The 16830-nt window shown below is 68.4% G+C and carries 13 protein-coding genes; 2 read left to right on the top strand and 11 right to left on the bottom strand.

Annotated features, from left to right (window positions below; translation table 11 throughout):
* Nucleotides 1–123: 123 nt before the first annotated feature.
* Both ACNR9O_RS09440 and ACNR9O_RS09445 read left to right on the top strand, forming a co-directional pair.
* The gene (locus ACNR9O_RS09440) at nt 124–870 is read left to right on the top strand and encodes a response regulator (protein ID WP_473681205.1); all 747 of its coding nucleotides are present in this window, start codon (nt 124–126) and stop codon (nt 868–870) included.
* Nucleotides 867–2903, top strand: a complete 2037-nt coding sequence (locus ACNR9O_RS09445; protein WP_473681203.1) for a PAS domain S-box protein — start codon at nt 867–869, stop codon at nt 2901–2903. Before ACNR9O_RS09440 ends, ACNR9O_RS09445 begins: the two co-directional genes overlap by 4 nt.
* A 75-nt stretch (nt 2904–2978) precedes the next feature.
* On the opposite strand, the gene ACNR9O_RS09450 is transcribed toward ACNR9O_RS09445, so the two are convergent.
* From ACNR9O_RS09450 to ACNR9O_RS09500, 11 genes are read right to left on the bottom strand one after another with little or no spacing between them, the layout of a single operon-like run.
* Nucleotides 2979–4568, bottom strand: coding sequence for a DUF6519 domain-containing protein (locus tag ACNR9O_RS09450; protein ID WP_473681201.1), 1590 nt, complete (start codon nt 4566–4568; stop codon nt 2979–2981).
* Nucleotides 4569–4578: 10 nt separating this feature from the next.
* Nucleotides 4579–6813: a hypothetical protein gene (locus tag ACNR9O_RS09455; RefSeq protein ID WP_473681199.1), complete on the bottom strand. Its 2235-nt coding sequence runs from the start codon at nt 6811–6813 to the stop codon at nt 4579–4581.
* A complete protein-coding gene (locus tag ACNR9O_RS09460) occupies nt 6810–9962 on the bottom strand; it encodes a putative baseplate assembly protein (protein ID WP_473681197.1) in 3153 nt (1050 codons plus the stop codon). Before ACNR9O_RS09460 ends, ACNR9O_RS09455 begins: the two co-directional genes overlap by 4 nt.
* Nucleotides 9959–12721: a putative baseplate assembly protein gene (locus tag ACNR9O_RS09465; RefSeq protein ID WP_473681195.1), complete on the bottom strand. Its 2763-nt coding sequence runs from the start codon at nt 12719–12721 to the stop codon at nt 9959–9961. The genes ACNR9O_RS09460 and ACNR9O_RS09465 overlap by 4 nt, the downstream gene beginning before the upstream one ends.
* Entirely contained in the window at nt 12718–13089 is a 372-nt protein-coding gene (locus ACNR9O_RS09470; RefSeq protein ID WP_473681193.1) for a GPW/gp25 family protein, read from the bottom strand. The genes ACNR9O_RS09465 and ACNR9O_RS09470 overlap by 4 nt, the downstream gene beginning before the upstream one ends.
* A gap of 7 nt (nt 13090–13096) precedes the next feature.
* Nucleotides 13097–13420, bottom strand: a complete 324-nt coding sequence (locus ACNR9O_RS09475) for a hypothetical protein (protein ID WP_473681191.1) — start codon at nt 13418–13420, stop codon at nt 13097–13099.
* A gap of 14 nt (nt 13421–13434) precedes the next feature.
* Nucleotides 13435–13941, bottom strand: coding sequence for a phage baseplate assembly protein V (locus ACNR9O_RS09480; protein ID WP_473681189.1), 507 nt, complete (start codon nt 13939–13941; stop codon nt 13435–13437).
* Entirely contained in the window at nt 13938–15074 is a 1137-nt protein-coding gene (locus tag ACNR9O_RS09485; protein ID WP_473681187.1) for a hypothetical protein, read from the bottom strand. Before ACNR9O_RS09485 ends, ACNR9O_RS09480 begins: the two co-directional genes overlap by 4 nt.
* Nucleotides 15067–15387 (bottom strand): LysM peptidoglycan-binding domain-containing protein, encoded by a 321-nt coding sequence (locus ACNR9O_RS09490; protein WP_473681185.1) that lies wholly within the window; start codon nt 15385–15387, stop codon nt 15067–15069. Before ACNR9O_RS09490 ends, ACNR9O_RS09485 begins: the two co-directional genes overlap by 8 nt.
* The gene (locus ACNR9O_RS09495; protein ID WP_473681184.1) at nt 15387–16046 is read right to left on the bottom strand and encodes a hypothetical protein; all 660 of its coding nucleotides are present in this window, start codon (nt 16044–16046) and stop codon (nt 15387–15389) included. Before ACNR9O_RS09495 ends, ACNR9O_RS09490 begins: the two co-directional genes overlap by 1 nt.
* Complete coding sequence (locus tag ACNR9O_RS09500; RefSeq protein WP_473681182.1) at nt 16043–16798, bottom strand: CHAP domain-containing protein; 756 nt, start codon at nt 16796–16798, stop codon at nt 16043–16045. Before ACNR9O_RS09500 ends, ACNR9O_RS09495 begins: the two co-directional genes overlap by 4 nt.
* Nucleotides 16799–16830 lie beyond the last annotated feature (32 nt).

Consider the following 16830-nt stretch of genomic DNA (forward strand, 5'->3'; position numbering starts at 1 on the left):
GTGTGAATTCCTGCAGCCATGCGCGGGGTGGCGGCCGGGATTAACGCGCAAGTCCGGACAGATGTACTCTTTCGCCACGCCACGAGCCGTTCAGGCACGGAGCGCCCGTCCACCGAGGATCGCATGCGCACCAGTCCCTCCGCGGAGCCGCCGTCCGTTCGCCTGCTGGTCGTCGAGGACGACAGCGAGATCGCACTGCTGGTCAGCCGCTATTTTTCCAGCCAGGGCTTCCAGGTGGGTGTCGCCGCCAATGGCGCCATGCTCCGCCAGGCCCTGGCCGAAGGCCCGGTGGACCTGATCCTGCTGGACCTCGGCCTGCCCGGGGAAGATGGCTTCGCCCTCACCCGTTACCTGCACGAACACTGGCGCGGACCGGTCATCATCGTCTCGGGCCGCGGCGAGTCGGTCGATCGCGTGGTCGGCCTGGAGCTGGGCGCGGACGACTACATCACCAAGCCCTTCGACCTGCGCGAACTGCTGGCGCGCGTGCGCAGCGTGCTGCGGCGCTCGTCCGGAAAAGCAGCAGACGAACCACCCGCCGCACCGCCGTCCGGGATCCTGGAATTCGCCGGCTACCGGCTCGATCCGGCGGCCCGCGCGCTGTTCGACGCCGACGGCAGGGATGTCCCGCTGACCACCGGCGAGTACGACCTGCTGTGCCTGTTCCTCGACCACCCCAACCGGGTGCTGTCGCGCAACGACATCATGAGCCGCATCCATGGCCGCGACATCGGTCCGTTCGACCGCGCGATCGACGTGCAGCTGAGCCGGCTGCGCCGCAAGATCGATGCCTCTGCCGACCGCCCGCCTCTGTTCAAGGCGGTGCGGGGCGCCGGGTACATGTTCACCGGCCAGGTGCGCCGCCCATGAACGACTCGCGCGACAAGCCCGCCGGAGCGGATCTGTTCAAGGCACTGTTCGACACCGCGCCGGACGCCATGATCGTGGTCGGTCACGATGGCGTGATCGTGCTGGCCAACCCGCAGGCCGACCGCCTGTTCGGCTACGGCGAGGGCGAGCTGCGCGGCCTGCCGGTGGAAGCCCTGCTGCCCGAGCAGGTGCGCCAGATGCACACCCAGCACCGCGCCCGCTACATGTCCACCCCGCGCGTGCGGCCGATGGGCGCCGGTTATGAGCTGACCGGCGTTCGCCGCAACGGCCAGCCGTTCCCGGTGGAAATCGGCCTGAGCCCGATCCAGGACGGCCAGCACACGCTGTTCGCCGCCTCCATTCGCGACATCTCCGAAACGCAGCGCGCACGACAGGCGCTGGCGCGTGCGCGTTACGACGCCTTCCTCGCCCAGGCCAGCCGCCTCCTGCTCGAATCGCCGAACCTCGATGCGGCGGTGGATAGCATCGCGACGCTGGTCGCTACAGCGCTCCATACCGAGGCGGCACTGATTCTTTTCCGCGACGCGCACGACACGGACCTGCACGTGCGCGCAGCCATCGGCCTGCCCGACCGGCTGGCGCGCAGCCTGACCCGGCGCCTTTCCCGCGCCCCGTGGACGACGTCGCCGGCGCGCGCCGAGGAAGGCCCCACGGTGCTCTCGCGCTCCGCCGATGACGCCACCGCCCTGCTCAAGGGCACGGATTTCCGCGACGCCGCGATCGTCCCGCTGCCTGACCGCTACGGCCCGATGGGCCTGCTGGTCGTGCCCGCGCGCGAGGCGGACAGCTTCGGCCATGACCTGCTGCATTTCCTGCAGTCGGTCGCGAACATGCTGGCCGCGGCGGTCCAGCGCAGCCGCAGCGAAGAGCAGCTCTCGCATGCGCAGCGACTGGATGCGATCGGCCAGCTCACCGGCGGCATCGCGCACGATTTCAACAACATGCTGACGGTGATTTCCGGCAACCTGCAGCTGCTGACCATGTCGCTTCCACCCGCCTCGCCGGAGAGCGAAATCGTGGAAAGCGCGACGCGCGCAGCCGACCGCTGCGCCACCCTGACCAGCAAGCTGCTGTCTTTTGCCAGCCGTCGCCGCCTCTTGCCGCGCCCCGTGCATCCCGCGCAGGCGCTGGACGACCTGCGGGAGATGCTGGCGCGCACGCTCGGCGAGCGTATCCGCGTCATCACCGAATGCCCGCGCGATGCGCCATCGATCCACGTGGACCCGGCCGAATTCGACACCGCGCTGATCAATCTCGCGGTCAATGCGCGCGACGCCATGCCCCGCGGTGGCCAGCTGACGCTGTCGGTCCACCTGGATCACATCGACGAAGCCCAGGCCACCCCGAAGATGTCCGCCGGCACATATGTGGTCTTCCGCGTCGCGGACACCGGCATGGGCATGGCGCCCGAGGTTCAGGCGCGTGCGCTGGAGCCTTTCTTCACCACCAAGGAAGCCGGCAAGGGCAGCGGCCTGGGCCTGAGCATGGTGTATGGCTTCGTCAAGCAATCGGGCGGCCACCTGAGCATCGACAGCCAGCTCGGCTACGGCACGCGCGTAAGCCTGCATTTTCCGGCCTGGGAACACGCCGCCCCGCGCGAACCGTCCGCCGCCGCGACGCCGGTACGGCAAGGCCGGGAAACCATCCTGGTGGTGGAAGATGAACCGGAAGTGCGCGGCATCGCGCTCGCCTTCCTGCGCTCGCTGGGTTACGCCACGCGCGAATCCGGCAGCGCCGCGGAGGCACTCGCCCTGCTCGAAGCGCATCCGGATATCGACCTGCTGTTCTCGGATGTCGTCCTGGGCAACGGCATGACCGGCGCCGAACTGGCCAAGGCCGCGCGCGACATGCGCCCGGGCTTGCCGGTACTGCTGACCTCCGGCTACGAGCGCGGCTCGCTCGATGCGAGAGACCTCTCGTCGCAAGGCGTGGAACTGCTGCGCAAGCCGTACCGCATCGAACAACTGTCGGCCTCGCTGCGCCATGCCCTGAAGACGCCCGCGGACCCGTAAGCTCGTCGCGCAGCCCCGCATCGCCACCACGGGAGCAGCCGGAATGGCGCGCCACACCCAGCAACCGCCATCGACCTAGGGCTTCCCCTTGGCGGCTTGCGCGCCGCCCGCCTTCTTCGCCGCAGGCTTGAGCACCTTCGCCGGCTGAACGTCGAGATTATTGACGACTCCCCTGTCGGCATTTCTCATCAGCGAGCAGAGCGAATCGAAGCGACAGCAGCATTCGTTGTAATCACCCTGCGCACCGAAAACGCCAAGCGCCGTCTGGTGATGCATGCCGCTGGAGAGCACCGCCGCCGGCGTGCCGTCCGGAGCCTGCGGCCAGTCCAGCATGCCGTTGCCGGCCACGCGCGCAGGAATCACCCAGTAATCGCCATTGGCGTAGATGCCGCCCGGCTGGAAGGTGACCTGCACGCCGTCTTCCAGCTCGAAGGTCTGGCCTTCCACCAGCGGCACGCAACCCTGCGCATCGAGACTGCCGCTCTGATCCCAGCGACGCAGCAAGGGATGCCTGGCCGGATCGTTGCTGACCGCATAGGGCGTGACGTTCTTCGGCACGCTCAGCGTCACCACCCTCTGCGCCACGTCGATCGCCATCACTTGCAGCAATGACGCGGCGCGCTGCGCCAGGGTGTAGTCGTCGTCGACCAGCTCCACCCAGTCGTTCACCGCCAGCCCGAGGCGCTGGTCGTGTCCGAGTATGCCGACCGTTACCGCCAGCTGCGCACTGCCGTCGCTCTGCGGCGTGCTGTCGGCGCTGATGAGGGGGAAGATCACCGAGCCGTTCTCGCGCGACCATTTGAAGTTGGTCCCGGACGGCGCATCCAGCGCGCCCGCTGCGCCGCCCTGGTGGATCTCCACGCGATACAGCTGGTTTTCGCAGCCGCGATAGCGCGCGTCGGCGGCGATCACGCAAGGGTCGTTGTCGGACACCACCGGACCGAGCCGGGCCGTCAGCGCCGGCCATGCATAAGTTGCCCGGGAGCCAAGCACCTGGCGCAGCGTGGGACAGGGATTGCCATTGGCAGACAGATTGCCGGCGGCGATGCGGTCGTGCAGCTGAGCGACTTCGGCGATCTGCTGGTTGATGGCATCCTGATCGGCCTGTTTGACCGCCGCCTGCAGACGCAGCTTCAACGCGGCCGTCACCGCATCCAGCGTTGCCGTGAGCGTCGCGGGATCGAGATCCAGCAGGCGCACCTGCCACACGGTCTGCGCGCGCGACGCGGTGTCCACGCCATTCAAGGCCGGATCGGCGATCTCCGGCGCCTCGATCGCGGAAAGATGGCGCTCCCACACGTCCAGCCACAACGCAAAACTGGCCGGCGGATGCGTCCAGTCGCCGCCGGCATCCGCGGGCGCCGGCGCATAAGGCTGGCTTCCCAGCGTGCACACGTCCTCGTTCTGGCAAAGGATGCCATCCACGTAGAAGTGCCCGCGCGCCAGCTGCCAGTTGGCAACCTGTGACTGCGTGGTGATGGCGAAGCCCTGGCCTGGCGCCCAGCAAGGCCCCACCAGGTCCGCGATCATCGTGCGCAGCAGGAACAGCTGGATGCCGGCCTGCTCGTTCCAGTCCGCCTCCAGCGACACCCTTCCCTGCTGCTGCATCACCCGGCTGTAGTGTCGTGCCGGGTCGAAGGTGACCCGCGCAAAATCGCCTTTCATGGTCGATCTCCTAACTCGCGAAAAGAATGCCGGCATCGGTATCTGCGGGCGTGTATTCCTGCAGCCGCCATGCGAGGTTCGCCGCGCGCTGCGGTTCGTACAGATCGTGATACACGCCCATCGCCGACTGATCGGAAGCGCCCGTGCGGATCTCGACGCAGGCGTCGTCGTCCAGGCGGGCGTAGTCCGGCGTGCCATAGCGCAGGCTGAGGAACTGCGGTACCACGCGCAGCACTTCCTGCGGCCGCTGCGCCTCGAGCACGGCGGACAGCGCCAGATCGGGCTGGCAATGGAAGCGCTGCGGCGTGCGCGAGCCCGGCGGTACGTAGCAGAAGCGCACACAGCCGGACTGGCGGCGCAATACGCGCACCGCACTGGTGAAGATGCAATCCTCGGCCAGATGGATGCTGTGCGCCTGCACCTGGCCGATCACCGTGCAGCGCCTGAAGCTGGCCTCGACATAGGCCACCGCCTCGTCAGGTGCGCCGAGCGCCGTGCGCTCCGCACCGGTGGCATCGACGACGCTGTCGCAAATGTCCAGGGCCGGCGGCTCCCCGCGCCGCGCCGGACTGACCACTGAGATAGCACCGACGATGCTCTGTTCGATGCGCAGCGAGGCACGCGTGCCGTCCAGCGTCACGCTGGGTTCGCCGGGGCGCTTCGGATCGCAATCGCACTGCAGCGCCCAGCCGGGCACCAGCGTGCAATGCCGGATCACAAGTTCGCACAGGTCCGGCTGCGCTCCGCCATCCGTATCGTCCGCGCCGTGTATTTCCACGCCGCGCCCGACGATCATCAGCCCGTCGAGCAGCACGCGGCTGCCGGCACCGCCGCCGATGGTCAGCGCATCCGGCTGGCTGGCGCGCACGTCGAGCAGGCGCAGGATCGGCCGCGTCCGTTCGGCCGCACGGATCTGGATCGCCTCGCCCGCGTCCAGCTGCAGATCGACACTGCCTTCGTAGATACCGCTTTCCGCCAATTCGATGATCAGCGCGCGCAATGACGAATCGGCCGCCCTGGCTTGCGCCCATGCGCCGAGCGCATCGGCAATGCTGTTGAACTGCCCGGGCGGCAACGGTGCCGTGCCAGCTGACGGCAACGGCGCATGCACGATGTAGCGCGTGGCGTTTTCCAGCTCCGGCACCAGGCGTGCGTACTCGCCGCCACCCAGATTCGCCGCGAAGCCGTAGTTGTACGACACCCACACGCCACGCCTGGGCCGCTGGCTGGCAGGAAACAGCAGCCGCCCCGTCTCCGGATCGACCGCCACCCGGCCGCGCGGCACCTGGTAGCGCCAGGCCGACAGGTCGGCGGGAATCAGCGCATCGATCGGCACCGGCATGCCCTGCCCCTTGGCCGGCCAGTCGGGTGCGTAGATCAGCACGCTCTTGTCCTGCCCGTACAAAGCCGGCGACACCGTGGCGTAGTCGGCCTGTGGGCCGCGTTCGGCGAAGCGGTAGCGCCGCAGCGGCACTGGCAGGTTGTGCTCCTGCGCGATATGAGTCGGCCGCTGTTCCGCTTCCGGCCGCTGGAACAGCGGCGTGTCGTTGCCCAGCACGCTGAAGCTGAAGCACTGCGGGCCGCGCTCTTCCAGGCAATAGGCCGGTGTAACGGTGACCGGGTAGCTGCGCAGGCGAAAGCCGAACAGCCCCACATCCGGAATGCCGTAGCGCCCCGGCTGATGCCGGCTGCCGAGGCGGCGCACGTCGACGCTGTGCGCCAGCGGATCGAATGCGCCATCGGCCCAGGCGATGCGCTGCATCACCCCGGGATCGCGCAGATCGGCCGTGCCGCCGCGATGCGGGTGCTGGTGATCGAGATGCTGCGTCCAGCCCAGCCGGCGATAGAACTCCACGGCGCGCGCCGGCCAGCCGGCGGCATCGCGCGCCAGATCCTCCAGCAGCGACAGCGTGCCCTTGCGACGGCGGGCGTCGATGGTGTTCGCCACATCTGCGCGCGGCGCCAGCACGCGACCCAGGCGCGCGGCGCGCGCGCCCTCGTCACCCAGCGCCGCCGCCTCGGGCAACAGCGAATAGCCCAGCAGGTCGCCGATGTACGGCACCACCCAGTCGTCGCAGGTTTCGATGAACCAGTTGTCGTACAGGCGCGCGATATCCTGCTCCACCACGTCGACCTGGCGGGACAGCACGCGCAGAAAATCGCGCAGCGGATAGCCCTGGTCCGCATCCCGCATGCGGTACACCACGGGCATCAGTTCGTACAGGCGATCGGGACTGGCGCTCATGGCCTGGCCTCCTGCAGCAGCAGCGTGTCGGGCACGGTGGGCACGAAGCAGGCGATCTGCGCCGGCAGCGGCAGCCCGTCATCGTCATAGCGCGCCGGCAGCGCCTGCACGCGCTGGTTTACCGCCGTCTGTCCGCAGGCATGGCTCACCGTATTGATCCGCGCGACGCCAGCGAAAGACACGCTGCCATCACCCTTGTCGCCGTTTTCTTCGCCACCCATGCCGAAGCCAGCCAGGATGGTCGCCTCGTCCAGGTGACCGAACACGTCCGCATCCACCCAGGCCACGCCCCGCACCGACTGGATGCAGGCGACGATTTCGCTCAGATAGACGTTCTGCGCCAAGCCGCGTCGTTCGAAACCGAAACGCCCGAGCAGCGCCGCGCGCACCTGAGGCTCGACCGCCTCCCAGGTCACATCCGGCACCAGCCCGACCTTCGCGCTGAGCGTGAGCGCCAGCAGCTCGCGCACGTCCAGGCTTACCGGCAACGCCGGGTCGCCGTAGCGCTGCAACGCCTGCAACAGATTGCGGTACAGATCGGAGGTGGCGTCCACCGGGGCGTCCGCCGCGCCGGCGATGGTGACCCGCACCTGGTTGCCCAGCTTGATCGCCGCGGCCTTGCCCACGCCGCCGAAGGTGCGCGCGAAGTCGGCGTAGTCGGTGATCGATACCAGCCGATCCAGCGCCAGCACCGCCAGCGGCACATTGGCACGCGCCTGGTCGCGCGTCTCCGCGTCCGCGCCACCGGAAGCCCGCAGCGGATTGATCACGGTCTTCACGCCCAACGGCTTGGTCGTGAGCAGGCTGATCTGCCCGGCCTTTACATTGCCCGGCGTGCCGATGCCGTTGCGGTATACGGCCGCGACGTTCTCCACACCCGTGGGCAGACGCGCGCCATGCGTGCCGTCGCCGAAGGTCACGCTGGTCTTGCCGCTGTCGTCGGTGGCGGTGACGAAGCTGCGCTGATTGCCGTCGACGAAGGCGAGATTGCGCACCTCATGCCACTGCACGCCGTTGACCATCACGGCCAGCGTGCTCTGCACCCCATCGACGGTGGCGGCGGAAACATAGGTCAGCGGCGACTGTTTCAGCGAGAAGCGCTGCAACGGCGTGGCGCCGTTGCCGTAACCGAGCACCTCGTTGCGGGTCTCGCCGTTGGTCGCGCGAACCACGTTGGCGTAGACCTTCACGGTATCGCGCCGGTAGCTGTAGGCCAGGCCCTTGTTGGCGAACACCAGCGTACTGTGCACGGTGTCGCCGGACAGATTCGCGTCCGCGCCCTGCTCCACCGCGGCCAGCATCACCAGCTCGGCAGAGATCACCGGATTGTCCGCCGGCACGTCGGCGCGCTCGCCCTCCACGATCACCCATCGCCCCGGCTTGAGCCCGTCGACGGGCGCATCCAGGGTGAGCCGTGTCGGGCCATCGGTCGGGACGGCAGGGGCGACAACATCGCCGACATCATCGGTGATCGTTTGATCGGCCAGGGTCAGCGCATCGCTCTGCGCGAACACCTGCGTGTTGCGCAGCCTGCCGATATCCGTATCGCCGCTCACATCCCACAGCGGCTCGCTGCCCGGATTGACCAGGGCGACCTGCGTGGTCTTGCCACTGATGCCGTAGGCCGTGCGCGGATGGATTTTCACGCTCCGGGCCTGGGCGACGAACGGCAGCTGATCCTGACGCTGCGGCGCGATCATCAGATAACTCTCCGCGGCGATGCCGTCGTAGGCGTTGTCGAGCTGCACCACGTCGGGGGTCTCGCTCGGCGCCCAGTCGTTGCCGGGTACCGAGACATAAGGAATCGCGCCCTTGGTGGCGCTGTCCGTATTGACCGCCAGCCCCATCGGGATTACCGCGTTGTAGCCAAACATCGGCGCGGCCAGGCGCAGCGCGAACACCCCGCTGAGCTGCGGCGACGGCACGCCGTTGGGCACGCTGGTCCACGCACCGTAGAAGGTATCCCGCAGCCGCGCCTCGAAATTCAGCAGCAACTGCGGCCGCGCATCGCTGGCGATGCCCAGGGCCACCGCCGCATTGCGCGCGAGCAGGAAACTGTTCGCCGGCTGCACCGTCGGCGACAAGGTCAGGGCGTCGAACAAGGTGGAGAACGACGGCGGGAAACCGCCATTCCCATCCGACCCATTGCCGAAGGCCGCCTGTGCAGCCTTCGCGAAGGCATCGGCCGCCGGCGGCCCGGGCGACGGATCGTCGTTGCCGAAGGGCGGCTTCATCAAGGTGTCGTAGCTGTCGGTCTGATCGCCGCCGAACAGCAGCAGCTTGCGCACCCACGTCACCGCGCCGAGCCATTCGTCATGATTGGGCCCGACGCCGGAAGCATTCAGCGCATCGATCGCCACATTGGCGGCCTGCACCAGCGCCACGGCGATCGGATCCATGGGCCGCAGCACGATCCTGCTGCGATCCCCGGCCGCCTGCGGCTCCACCGACTGCACGATACGCATCGCCTGCACGCCAGTAGCCAAATCGCCGAACAGGAACAGCAGCCGGTCGCCCTGCTTGAGATTACTGCCGCTGCCGGCGATCCACAGTTCGCCCAGACCCGCGATGGTCTGCACCGTGATGTCCTGCGGGCGGCTCAGCCGCGGCTTCAATCCATTCCACGCACTGCGCGCTTCCAGCGGCTCGGCCGTCTCGAAGGTCTGCATCTGCTCGCCCGGCGCCGGCACCGACTGCGCCTTGGCACCAACCGGAATGGTCACCGTCGGCGAGTTGTCGTCGACGGTGTAGGCGAGGTAGACGCTGGCCGCCACGCCGGGACGCAGGCGGTAATCGACCAGGCGGCCGAGTTGCAGCACGGAGCAGCGCTCCGTGGCGGTGCGCAGGTAGCCCTCGTTGACGATGCGCTCCTGATAGAAGCTCAGCACATCTGCACCGATCGCCCAGGCATCCAGCAGAGCCATCGACGGATCGTCCAGCTCCCGCGTGCGCAGCCCCGCCAGCGCAGGCAGCGCCGCGTCGCTGAGATCGAGCTGCATGGTGGCGCGGAAGTCCGCATAGGTGCCGACGCGATAGATGAGGCTGTCCAGCCCGGGCCGGTTATAGAGAGAACGCGGCGTGCGCGTGCCCGCGCCGCATCCGCAGGCGCAGGCGCAGGCGTGCTTGCCGCAGGCGCTGCAGCAACTCATCGGCCACCTCCCATGCTGAAAGCGATACTGCCGCGATCGGGATGATCGGGGTCGTTGTCGACCTGGGCGACCTCGGTAGCCGCCAGGTGCAGCAGGCCGTCGTCCGGCACGCTGTCCACCGCGCTGCCGTCCAGGCGCACCAGCGCGCGCACCTCGACATGCGCCACGCCGGCTACCGACTGCGCCTGCGCCATCAAGGCACTAACACTGACAGGCGCGCCCAGGCGAAGCCGGTCGGGATGGAAGAAGCCCGGAGAACCATCGCCGCGCAGGCCGGCGCTGAATCGCTCGATCAAGGCCGCTTCCACGTGCGCCACCAGGAAATCCGGCAACACGCAAACGAACAGTTCGATGCGCAATGGCACGTAGCGCGCCGCCCGCACGGCGACGTCGTGCCCGATGCGCCGGTACCGCTGCAGATCACCCCGGATCCGCCGGGCAAGCGCCGGCGGCAAGGTATCGCGACCCAGCGGATCGACCACCACGTCGGCTTCGTACCAGCTGCCGTTCCACGCCATCGTGCAGGCAGCGCCCTGCACGCCGGGCTCGCCCGCGGCGAACATGGCGTAGTCGTCGCTGACGATGGCGCGCAGCGGATGGGCACGGAACGCGCCGGGCGCGAACAACTTCACTTCGGCCAGCGTCTCGGCCGCCTGCCCGCCGCCGGCCGGCATCGGATTGCGCGGCACTAGGCCATCGGGCGGCACGCCGTCGCGCAGCGCCAGCCATACAATGCTTTCGCGCCCCACATTGCCGGCGGTGCCATTGCCGATGCGCATGCGCGCCCGGAAGAAGTCGCCGGCCTGCGGCTGACGACCGAGCACGCCGTCGCCGAAGCGCAGATGCGCCGCGCCGTCATCGTCCATCTCGACCACGAAGTGGCGATCGTCCGGGCCGCTCTCCAGCAGATCCTGACGGGAGACCCAGCGCCACTGCGCACCCGGCATACCCGCAACGAGCACGTCGCCCAGCGCGCCACCATAGACATCGAGCTGCGGCAGCGCCGCGCGCGGATCGCGCGCCAGCAGTTCGCATACCGGCGCATTGGCGCGCCCGGGCAACGGCTCGGCCCAGGTCAGCGGCGTGCCCGGCAATACGTGACCGGTCGCCGCCGGCGGACGCAGCACATCCAGCACGGCACCTTCGCAACGGCAGCAGCCGTATTCGGTCGCGCCCGGCACCAGCCAGCAGTCTTCCGCGAGCGCCGCGCAGCGTTGGCAGGTGTCCGGCATCGCCGCCCTGGCGACCGCCAGCCCCGGGTAGTCGCCATCGCCCTGCCCCGGCGGCGCACACAGTGCCGAGCAGTCGCACTGCCCCGCCACATGATCGCCATGGTCGACCAGCAGGACATTGCCGCGCGCCAGGCTCACGTCGTGCAGCCAGGCGCAATCGGGCGACGGCTTGCGCACTGACAGGCAAAGGTCGAACGGCAATGCATCGCAGGGGTCCCAGCTCACTTGCAACAGCAGCGTGCCGTCGAGCGGATCGACGCCGGGCTGCACGGCGGTCAGCCGCACCGCATGGCGATGCTCCGGATTGGCATCCGCCGGATTGCCGGTCGCCGGCCCCAGCACCTCTTCGAAGATCAGCAGGTCGCCGACCTGCAGCTTGAGCGCTCGCTGCGCCGCGACGGCCGCACGCACCGCATCAACCGCGGGCGCCGTTCCGCCATCGCCCGTCGCGGGCGGCGCAGGCAGCGGCGCGTCGACCAGCACCGCCTGCGTACTGCCCCGCGGCAGGCAGCACAGCTCGTCGCCCCAGGTATGCAGGCGGATCGCGCTGTTGGCCGCGACGACCGTGATGGCAGCAGCGCCATCCAGCGCCATCGGCTCGAACACCAGTGCGCCCTGCGCGCGCGCCTTGGCCAGCTGATCGGCGTTCAACCCACCCGGCGTCACTTCGGACTCGCCCGCCGGCGGCACCAGCAACAGCAGCTGCCCGAGATCGAGCGTCACCTCGCCCGCCGGCAGCGACAGCGCCACCAGCGCGCGGGCATTGCAGCCCTCGTGCATGCGGTAGTCCACGAGCCGCGCATGGCGTCGCACCGATATGCGCCGGCGTGCAGTGGCGAGGTAAGCCTCGGTAGCGACGGCGTCCTGGTAATAGCTGAGGTAATCCGCGGTGTAGGCCAGCGTCTCCACCAGGGCGATGCCGATGTCCGGCACATGACGCTCCTGCCAGGCCGGGCAATCCAGCGCCATGCGGTCGAGGAACAGCTGGCGGAAGCTCGCGTAATCCTTCGCCAGATAATTGATTTCCGGCGGCGGCTCCGGCGCCTCCACGCAAGGCGCACCCGCCGCGCAGTCGATATCCTTGGGGCAGTCGAGGCGGAAGCGCAGCGCCACGCAGGCATAACGCGGATCGAAGCCGGGATAAGCGATCCATCCGGCCGGGTCGTTGCCGGAGGCGGCATCCACCAGGCACAGGCAATACGACGAGTGATCGCCCTCGCGATCCAGCACCACCCGCAGGCAGGCGTCGTCGTGCATCTCCGGCTCGACCTCCTGGCTGACCGCGATCACGCGCAGCCCGGTGATGCGATCGCCACCGCTCACGCGCACGTTGGCGATGCCGATGCCCTCCGGGATCGGCCCGAACAAGTGCACGCACAAGGTGACGCCATCGTCGCCGACTTCCACGAAGTCGATGCCATTGAGCTGGCCGCCCAGGCGCAGACGCTCGCGCCGTGCCGCCACGGCACAGGACGGCGGCAGGCCGCAGCCGATCGGCGCGACGACGGGCGTGGTCTCGATACTCATGTCGCGCTCCCGCTGATGCTGGCGGTGCGCACGTCGCCGGTGGCCAGCACCGTGTAGCTCAGGTCCACCTGCAAGGTCGAGTCGTTGCTGGTGACCTGTAGGGAGCCCACGTTGATCACATCGCCGAGATAGCGCTGCAGCGCCGCCTGCAAGGTGAAGTGCAGTGCCGCGGCGATCTCCGGGCTGTTCGGCGCGAACACCATCTGCAGCAGGCCGCTGCCGAAGTCCGGCCGGTTCACGCGCTCGCCGGGGCGCGTGAACAGCAATTGCTCGATCATGTCGCGCACGTGATCGTCCTCGCCGGCGAGCGCGGCGCGGCCGCGGCGGTCGAAAGCGAACGGGAAGTCGATATTGATCGCGGGGTCCATGACGTCCTCACATGGCGGTGACGCGCACTTGGCTGGCGACGATCAGCAGCGGCGTCCCCGTCGGCGCGCAGATGGCCTGACTGTCGAGACACAGCAGCGGCTGTCCGTTGGAAGTGACCCGCGTCGCGCTGCTGACGAACTGCGCGCTGACGCAAGGGCCGTTGGCCGCGGGCGGCGGCGGAAAGGCACAGCCGGCCACCACCCATGGCCCGGCCATGGCCACGGTCGGCTGCCCGCTGACCGTGACCCGCGGATTCGGCACGGTGGCTTGCGCCTGCCCGCCGTGCGAGCACAGGACCGTGGCGCCGACATGGATGAGGAAACCGGGCATCGCTCGCATCTCCCTCAGGTCACGACCAGCGCGCCGTTGTTGATGGTGACGGTGGGCCCGGCCAGCACGATGGTGGCGCCCTTGCCGTTGGAGATGGTGATGCCGATGTCGTTGACCATGATCATCGCGCCGGTGGTGCTCTTGAGCAGGATGCCGCCGGTCGGCCCGGGCAGATCGCTGATCGCGATGGTGTTCTGCAAGCCCGACTGCAACACCACGCTGGGGCTGGCCGGATTGCCCGCCAGCGCGAGCGCCGGCACCTCGGCCGCGATACCCCAGAAGCCGCCGGTCCAGATCGGATAATCCGGATCGCCCTGCTCGAACTCGACCCACACGCCGGCGCCGATCTGCGGCACCACGTATACGCCGCTCTGCTTGCCGGCAATCGGCACGCACGGCATCGCCCAGCTCGACGGCAGCAGGCCTGACACATCCGGCACCATCACCTGGATGCGCCCGAGCTGCTCCGGATCGACGTTCTGCAACACGGTGCCGCGGTACTTGCCGTAGTACTTGTTCATGACGGCACCCGCGGCACGGTGGAGATGAGGCCTTTGCGCGACAGGCTGAAGCTCTGCTTGTACTCGCCGCGCTTGATCGTGTGGCGCACCTCGCTCACGTAATGCAGGCCATCGAACGCCGGCCCCACGCCGCGCACGCCGACCAGCTGCCGCGCCTTCAGCACGCGGCCGTAGCGGGCCACGTCGAGGCTGCCCTTGCCGGTGACGGTGTCGGCGGACTTGGCCGCTTCGGCCATGCCCAGCAGCAAGGCACGCACCGGCGAATACTTGGCCGTCTCCGGCAGCGGATTGAGCTTCTGCGGCGGCGGATCGATCAGGCCCAGCGGCGGATTGAGCGGCCCGATATCGGGGATCGGGATAGGAATCGGAATCTTGGTCTGCGGATTCTGGATATAGACGATGGGCAGGCTGCGCGCGTTGCCGTTGTAGCTGAAGCTGAGGCTGTCGACATTGCTGGCCGCATCCATGTCCGCATTCAGCGCCGGCTGCGGCACGCCCACCTTGATCTTCGGCCCCCAGTACGCGGTGCTCATGCCCGGCGCGGGACCGGGCTCGATGTAGAACACGTAGCCCACGCGGCTGGCGAGCAGGCGGATGTACTCCAGGTCCGTGCCCTGCTGGGTGGGAATGCGATCGGTAGGAATCGGCACATCGATGGCGATGCTCGGGATCACCAGCGGCACCACGCCGAGAAAAGCGTACTTGGCCAGCAGCAGCGCCACGATCGCCTCGGCCGGCATCGCGGGGTACGGCAACCCGGGCAGCCCCGAGAACTCGAGCTTCTGCATCACCGTGGTCAGGTCGTCGCCGCTGACCTGCAAGGTCGTATGGCGCTGGTCAGCGCCCGGCGTGATGTCGGTCTTGGTCACCACGCCGTCGATCAGCACCTCCGGCGTGCCGTTCACCGTGGCGATCACGATCACCCGCAGCAACGGCACCACGCCGCCACCGCTCAACAGGAACAGGGTATGCAACGGCGATTGCACGCTCAGGGTGAATTGCAGCGTGAACGCGCCGGCCGCCTCGTCGGGCTGTACCACCTCGATCTGCGTCAGCGCATCGAGCACCGCTTGCGGCACCGGCACCGGCACCACGGGCCCGACCAGCAGCGTCAGGTGCACGCCCTTAAGCACGCGGCACCCCCGGTATCCCCTCGGGCAACGTAATGGCCAGCTTGCGGCCGATCGTCTCGGTGAGTTCTTCGGGACGCAACGCCCGGTTGGCATCGCACAGCCGCCAGAACTGCTCAGGGTCACCCAGATAATGCGCGGCGATGTTGTCCAGCCGCTCGCCCTGCACCACGCGATGCCATTGCAGCAGCGAGAAATTTTCCGGCGCAGGTACGAAGCGGCGCTTGAGATAGACCACCGGCGCACCGTCGGCGCGCACGAACGTGCCGGTCGGAGTCAACGCATAGCGACTGGTCGGCGGAAACACGACGCTCATCACGGCACCCCCGTTATGCCCAGCGCGGACAGCGGCATCGCCGGCGCCATGCCGGACAGCCGTTCCTTGTTCTGCAGGTAGCTCATGAACAGGCTCGCCGCCTTGTGCCCCGACGGCACGTCGTTCACCGACAGCACGCGCAGGCCGAGGCTGACCTTGGCGCGGATCGGATTGAGCGCGGTATCGAAAGCCTCTTCAGTGATGCTCAGCTCGGTGACGCGCACCGGCAGGATGCGTGTCTGGCTCCACACGAACAGCGCCAACGGCGTCTCCATCGGAATGATTTCCAGCGTGCCCGCCTGCGACATCGCATCGTTGGCGTTCAACTGCGCGCTGGTCGGATAGATCATCGTCTCCAGCGCGGCGAGCTGAGCGAACACGCCCGTCTGGGTGGCGACGCGATGCTGATCGGGAAACTCCAGCTGGTCGGTGGCGTCGATCTCCGCCTCCAGCTTGATGGTTTCCACCGGCGGGCCTTTCAGGCGCAGCACTTCCGAGCGATCGCCGCCGTCCGCGCTGATCGCCTGCACCTGGAGCGAGCGCGTGATGGAGTCCGGGTTGTATTGCAGCGCGATCACGCGCAGTACCGCCGAGGTGTCCGGGTCGATCAAGACCAGGCCACCCTTGAGGATGCGCGGAGAACCGGGGAAGCCGCTCATGGCACGTGTCCGTAGCCGAGCAGCTTGTCCATGCGGCTCAGCACATAGGAGAAGCCCTGCACCGAAGGACTGCGATTGCCTTCGATGGTGTAGAGCATGCCGTCCTGCACCGAGTGCACCAGGCCGACATGACCCAGCCAGCCGGCCAAGCTCACCCGCCACCACACCACGATGTCGCCCGGCTGCGGCGCGTAGCCGTCGCCCGGCATCGAGGCCCAGCCCTGCTGCTTGAACTCGGCCAGCATGGAGCGTGCGCTAGCCACGTAGGCGAACGGCATGGATGCCTGATCGCCGCCGGCGCCTTGCAGATAGCAGTAGCTCACGAAGGCCGCGCACCAGGGATTGCCCTCCGGCAGCCCGGCCGGCGCGAGGTACTTGCGCACGTAAGGACCGCGGTTATCGCCGCCTTGCTCGCCCGCGCCAGCCTTCAACTCGACGATGGCCGCCGCCAGCGCCGCCCTGCCGCGCGCGCTGCCGCCCGTGGCAGGCATCACGCGGTAATCGACGGCAGTCGGCGTGACGATCGACGGCTTCGGGTTCTGCAGGCTCCACCAGGTCAGCGGCCCGACGGTCCCGTCCACCACGAGCGGCTGGCCATGCTGATCCAGGTTCTGCGTCTGGAAGGCACGCACCGCCTGCCAGGTGCGCGTATCGAAGACGCCAGTCGTGGGCGCGGTATAGCCGCGCTGAGTCAGCAGCTGCTGCAGCTGGGTGACCTGCGCCCCCTGGTCGCCTTTACGCAGTGTGTCCATGCTCCGTGCTCCGCTGATGTGGTGCCACGCGC

This window comes from Dyella sp. CR10 (genome assembly GCF_055814425.1).